This window comes from Propionivibrio sp. (genome assembly GCF_029255185.1).
GTDB lineage: Bacteria > Pseudomonadota > Gammaproteobacteria > Burkholderiales > Rhodocyclaceae > Propionivibrio.
Genome location: NZ_JAPUVO010000023.1, coordinates 1 through 6,622, shown reverse-complemented (window position 1 = coordinate 6,622; position 6,622 = coordinate 1). Strand labels below are relative to the sequence as shown.

Below are 6,622 nucleotides of genomic sequence, written 5' to 3'. Positions count from 1 at the left end.
TTCTCGATGCGCGCGAAGAGGGACAAGATGCGTTGTCGGTAATCTTCCGGCAGTTGCGGCGTCTGGTTTCCCTTGCGGGGGATCGCAAAAATGCTTTCCCAGGCGCGCTGGTTCTTGTGTGCAAAATCGACATAGGCGTAGGCGAGGGCGCGCACCCTTGTGGAATCCTTGGGCAGGCCAAGCGTTTGCGCCTGACAGAACTGATCCAGTTTCCCCAAGGTCTCAAAGTTAATGTCCAGAATAAGCGAGTCCATATCGCGGTAGACATTATAGATCGTGCCGGGCGCGTAGCCGATTTTTATGGCCAGCGCCCGTGCCGTTAATCCCTGTAACCCATTCTTGCATAATAGTTTTCTTGCGGCAGATCGTATAAGGGATCGGAGTTGTTCCGGCGTGTGGTCTTTGCGGCGCGCCATGGGTTGCCTTCCAGTGAACATAGTTCATAATTATGTTGAACACTGTTCAATTATCGTGTAGGATCGGTCCGTTGTCAAGTCTGGAGTGGTATTATGGCTTCGTTGATGTCATCGCGTCGTTTTCTCCCCCTGTTTGTGACCCAGTTTTTCGGGGCGCTGAACGACAATCTGTTTAAGAACGCGCTTGTCATTCTGGTGACATACCGCATCGCCGCCCATGACAGCGTTTATGCGGCGCAGCTGGTGAATCTGGCCTTTGGCTTGTTTACTCTGCCTACGCTGGCCTTTTCCTATCTGGCGGGGCAACTTGCGGACAAGTTTGACCGTGCGCACGTGGCGCGGTGGGTGAAACTTGTCGAGCTGGCGCTTGTTCTCATCGGGAGTCTGGGGCTTTACCTCAACGATCTGCCGATCCTGATGTTGACGCTGTTTGGTTTTGGTATGCATTCGGCCTTCTTTGGCCCCGTCAAATACGCAATTTTGCCGCAGCACTTGAAGGAAAGCGAACTGATTGCGGGCAACGGGTATATCGATGCCGGTACCTTTCTCGCGATCCTTGGCGGCACGATTCTCGGCGGGGTGTTCATCCTCGTCGAAGGCGGCAATCTGGCCGTGTCGGCGCTGCTGTTCATTTTCGCGTTGCTTGGCTATGGCGCAAGCCGCCACATTCCCGTTGCGCCTGCGCCGGTGCCGGATATGAAGCTGAAGCTTAACCCATTCCGCGAAACTGTTGCCATGATCAGGCATAGCAGCCAGCGCCGCGACGAATTTCTGTGTATCCTCGGCATATCCTGGTTCTGGTTTATCGGGGCGTTGTTTCTGGCGCAGTTTTCGCCTTTGGCGAAAGACGTTCTGCGCGCTGACGAGCATGTTGTGACGCTCTTTCTGGTGGCGTTCTCGGTGGGCATCGCCGCGGGGTCTTTGATCTGCACGCGGCTGATCAAAGGGTTGGTGCGGGCAACGCCTGTGCCGCTGGCGGCCCTCGGCATGACGTTCTTCGCGCTGGACCTGTCCTTCGTGACGAGGCAGGCGGCGCCGCGTGCGGACGGCGCGCTGCATTCCGTGACGAGTTTCCTGCAGCAATCCTTTGGCCAGCATATCTTGCTGGACATGTTCTTTCTTGCTTTGTGCGGCGGGATATACATTGTGCCGCTTTACGCGCTGTTGCAGGTGCGGGCGGACCATGAACATGGGGCGCGCGCCATCGCCAGCAACAACCTGATGAATGCGTTGTTCATGATCGCGGCTGCTGTGCTGGCGATGCTGCTTATCCATCAGGGCGTCACTATCCCGCAGCTTTTTCTGGTGGCGGCGATACTGAGCGCGGGCGTGGCGCTGTATATCTGCAAACTTCTTCCCTTCTCGCTTTTGGCGGCGATCCTGAAGCTGGTCTATCGGGTGGAGGTGAAGGGGCTGGAGAATTGGGCGAAGGCCGGCGACCGCGTTCTGATTGTCGCCAACCATACCGCCTTTCTCGACGCGCCGATCATCGCGGCGTTTCTTCCCGAACGTGTCGGTTTCGTCGTCAACACCTTTATCGCCAAGCGCTGGTGGCTTCGTCCGTTTCTGAAGCTCATTGATACGTTCGCGATCGACCCCACCAACCCGATGGCCACCAAGACGTTGATCGACCAGTTAAAGCAGAACAGGAAGATCATGATTTTTCCGGAAGGGCGCCTGACCATGACCGGAGCGCTGATGAAAGTGTATGAGGGGCCTGGCCTGATTGCCGACAAGTCCGGCGCGAAGATTTTACCGGTGCGGATTGACGGGGCCCAATATTCGCCGACCTCCAGATTGAGGGGCAAGGTGCGCATTCGCCTGTTCCCCAAGATCACGCTGACTTTTTTGCCGCCGCGATCCTTTGACTTGCCGGAGGCGGCCAAGGGGCGTCGCCGGCGGCAACTCGCCAGCGCGCAACTTTACGATCTGATGGTGCAGATGATCTTTGACAGCAGCGCCGTGGACAATACTTTGATGCAGAGTCTGATCGAGGCGGCGCGCATTCACGGCGGACGCCATGCGATCGTCGAGGACCAGAATCGTCAACCGCTCAGCTACGCGGCGTTTCTGGCAGGAAGTGTTGCGCTGGCGCGCGTTATCGGGCGACAGGTTGCCAAGGACGAGGTGCGCGTTGGGTTGATGCTGCCGAACATGGTCGCTACGGCGGTCGCGTTCTTTGCCTTGCAGGCGCTCGGACGCGTCGCGGCTCTGCTGAACTTCACTGCGGGGACCGGACAGGTCTTAAGCGCCTGCAGGGCGGGGACGTTGAAGACGGTTATCACCTCCCGACAATTCGTCGAGGCGGCCAAGCTGGCGCCACTTCGGGACGCATTGCTGGCCGCAGGCGTTCGCGTTCTGTATCTGGAGGACCTCCGGACGCAGGTTGGCCATGTTGACAGGCTTTTTGCGCTCCTTGCGCGCACGGCGCCGCAGATGTTTCTTTCTTTGCAGAGCAAGGCGAGGCCGGAAGATGCCGCTGTGATGTTGTTCACCTCCGGTTCCGAAGGAACGCCGAAGGGCGTGGTGCTCAGCCACCGCAATATTCTTGCCAATCGTTACCAGATCGCAAGCCGCATTGATTTCGGACCGCAGGACATCGTGTTCAACTGTCTGCCGATGTTCCACGCGTTTGGGTTGACGGGCGGGACGTTGCTGCCCCTTCTCTCCGGCATTAAGGTGTTTTTCTACCCGTCGCCTCTGCATTATCGAATAGTGCCGGAGCTGGTTTACGATACGGATGCGACGATCTTGTTTGGCACCGACACATTTCTGGCCGGTTATGCGCGGTTCGCAAATCCTTATGACTTCTACGCCTTGCGCTACGTCTTTGCCGGAGCCGAGAAGTTGAAGGATGAAACGCGTCGCGTCTGGTTCGATAAATTCGGCGTGCGTATTTTCGAGGGTTATGGCGCTACGGAAACGGCGCCCGTTCTTGCCGTCAATACGGCCATGCATTATCGCGCAGGGACCGTTGGGCGGTTTATGCCGAGCCTTGAGGTCAAGTTGCAATCCGTCCCGGGCATCGCCACGGGGGCGCAACTGCTTGTCAAAGGTCCCAATGTGATGATGGGGTATATGAAGGAAGATGCGCCAGGCGTCCTGCAGCCGACGCAGGGGGGCTGGTATGATACCGGCGACATCGTCGTCGTTGACGAGGACGGCTTCGTCACCATTCAGGGCCGCACGAAGCGCTTTGCCAAAATTGCGGGCGAGATGGTATCGCTCGCGGCCGTTGAGACCGTCGTCAACGCCGCCTGGCCGGGCGTTAACCATGCCGTTGTCAGCATTCCCGATCCGCGAAAGGGCGAGATGCTGGTGTTGTTGACGGAATACGTAGGAGCCGATCTTGACGATTTGTCGCCGCGGTTCCGCCTGCACGGCCTTACCGAACTTTCCGTGCCGCGTCGGCTTGTGAAACTTGACAAGGTGCCGCTTCTGGGCACAGGGAAAATAGACTACGTGCAGGCGCGTGTTCTGGTTATGGAACGGGCGGAAGTTTTACAGAATTAAGGAGAGGATCAATGGTAGCCTTCTTAATCATCATGGGCTTGTTCGCCTTTGTGACCAGCATCATTCTGCCTTGGATAAATCGCAGCAGCATTCTCAAGCTGCGCGCAACGATCCTTCGGCTGCAGGGCGAGGTCGCACAGTTGAGGACGATGGGCGTGGCAATTCCGGCGGCGCCAGCACATTCTGACGCGGCGCCGCCTGTTTCATCGCCGCCGGAGGCGAAGGTCGAAAACATGGCGCCTGCGGCGCCGTCTGTTCCGGAGGGGACTTATTTCGATCCGTTCAGTGAGGGGCCGCCTGTTGCAGGGCAAGGCGCGCAAAGCGCCGCGCCGCAGGAGCAACAGGCCAAACCGCAGAGTCTGGAGCAGCAGTTTGGCGGGCAGGCTTTTGTCTGGCTGGGTGGGATTGCTTTGGCGTTGGCCGGCGTTTTCATGGTCAAATATTCGATTGAAATGGGGCTGCTGAATCCGGCGGTGCGCGTTGTGATCGGCCTTATCTTCGGCGCCGCGCTCCTTGGCGGCGGCGCATGGGTGCGCGGGCAGCAGCGCATTGCCAACGGCGTTCGTATCGCGCAGGCGCTGTCCGGCGCCGGCATCGCCGATCTCTATGTGACCGTTTTCGCTGCGACGACGCTTTACCAGATGATTCCTGACGTTGTCGGGTTTGGGGGGCTTGCTGCAGTGACGGCGGGAGCTGTGGTCTTGTCCTTGAGGCACGGCGTTCCCATTGCCCTGCTTGGGCTCGTCGGCGGATTTTTGACGCCGGCTCTGGTGAGTTCCTCAAGCCCCAGTGCGCCGCTCTTGTTTCTGTATCTCTACTTCGTGCTGACGGGCCTGATGGTCGTCATCCGCAAGCAAGGATGGTGGTTTCTGGCCATCCCCACGGTGCTTGTGGCGTTCCTGTGGGTGCCCATCTGGCTTTTCGGGGGACATTCCGCGCCAGCCGATATGCTTTGGCTGGGGCTCTTTCTCGCGGCGGTCAGCGTCACCGTCATAGGTGCCTCTAAGGAAACTTATGCGGACGAGATTTCGCGCAAGACGAACGGTTCCGTTCGCAAGCTAAACTATCTGACGCTTGGCTGCGCTATCGCGCTCATGGGCATAACGGCGGCGCATGGCGGTTTTGGGGTTATGGAGTGGGGGCTGTTTGGTCTTCTCTCGGTTGGGGGTATTGGCCTCGCATTCTTTGATCCGAAGCTTTACTGGATCGCGCCATGGGCCTCTCTGGCGGTCAACGCCATGATGCTCATGGCGTGGAACTATGAAGATCCGCAGCATTTTGCCGTGACGCTTGCGGCGTTTGCCACGCTCTACGTCGCCAGCGGTTACGGATTGCAATCGCGCAGCGCGAGCCCCCTGATCTGGGCGGGGCTGACTATGGCGGCCAGCCTTGGCTACTATCTTCTGGGGTATGTCAGGCTGCATGACGCGCACTTGCTGGAGGGCGTCCCGCTTTTCTGGGGAACGCTCGCCCTCGCGTTCTCCTGCGGCAGCCTTTACGTCCTGCAGACGTTGATGCGTGACGTGCCGAAGGACCATCCGCATAAACAGCATCTGCTGGCGATCTATGCCGCGCTTACGACGGCGTTTCTCTCAATCGCTCTGTCGATCGAGTTGAAGCGCGAATTCTTGTCTGTGGCCTTCGCCGGCGAAATGCTGGCGATAGCGTGGATCAACACGCGTGTGGACATTCGGGCCTTGCGCTCCATCGCCATGATCCTTGCCTGTGTTTTTGGAGTCCTGCTGCTGCCCCAGATCGTTCTGCTGCTTCAGTTGACGGCTTTCAGTCTGTTTGAAACGCAACTGTCGTTTCGGGACAATATTCCCATTGTCAATTGGCCCGTTTTCCAGTTGGGCGTACCGGCCTTGTTCTTTCTCGGCAGCGCTTACGGGTTGCGACAGAAGAAGGACGACGGACTCGTGCGTTCGTTCGAGGCTGCCGCCATCGCGCTGCTGGGGGTGATGGGGTATTATGTGATGCGCCATGCTTTCCACGACGACCAGACCATCATGTTCGTCAAGGCCGGATTTACGGAACGCAGCGTTATTACAAACGTGTTCTTCGCTTGCGGGGTGGTCTGTCTGATGGCCGGAAGGATCTACGACCGGAAGGCGGTTTCCCTCAGCGGCCTTGTCTTGTCCGGCATTGCGCTGTTTCGTGTCGGCTACTTTGGCCTTATCGCCTACAATCCGCTGTGGTCGGCTCAGGCCGTCGGAACATGGCCGATTCTGAACGGGCTGCTGCACACTTATGGCCTGCCGATACTGTGGGTCTGGCTGGTCAACCGCGAGCTTCCTTTCCTGAACAAGGCGGCGTGGAGCCGCTATGGAAGCGGCATTATTTTGCTGCTGGCCTTTTTGTTGGCCTCTCTTGAGGTTCGCCAGTTCTTCCATGGCGCTTACCTGAACGCCGCTGCGACCAGCAATGGCGAGATCTACGCCTATTCCATCGTGTGGCTGTTGTTTGGAGCGGGGTTGCTATTTGTGGGCACCCTGCGCGGCAATGCTTTGGTGCGCACTGTTTCCTTGCCCATTCTTCTCCTGACGATCGGCAAGGTGTTCCTCTATGACGCGTCGGAGCTGACGGGATTGTGGCGCGTGTTTTCTTTCTTCGGGTTGGGGTTAAGCCTTCTGGCGCTCAGTTGGTTCTATTCGCGGTTTGTGTTTAATGCGAATCCTGCTCTGGACAGGCGT

The 6,622-nt window shown here is 58.2% G+C and carries 3 protein-coding genes; 2 read left to right on the top strand and 1 reads right to left on the bottom strand.

The features are described from left to right. A partial coding sequence (locus Q1J43_RS00300; protein ID WP_301100284.1) for a TetR/AcrR family transcriptional regulator occupies positions 1–416 on the bottom strand: 416 nt, incomplete at its 3' end. 93 nt (positions 417–509) lie between these two features. Here Q1J43_RS00300 and Q1J43_RS00295 point away from each other — a divergent pair. Continuing rightward, positions 510–3,929 (top strand): acyl-[ACP]--phospholipid O-acyltransferase, encoded by a 3,420-nt coding sequence (locus tag Q1J43_RS00295; RefSeq protein ID WP_301100283.1) that lies wholly within the window; start codon positions 510–512, stop codon positions 3,927–3,929. A gap of 11 nt (positions 3,930–3,940) precedes the next feature. Beyond that, a partial coding sequence (locus Q1J43_RS00290; protein ID WP_301100282.1) for a DUF2339 domain-containing protein occupies positions 3,941–6,622 on the top strand: 2,682 nt, incomplete at its 3' end.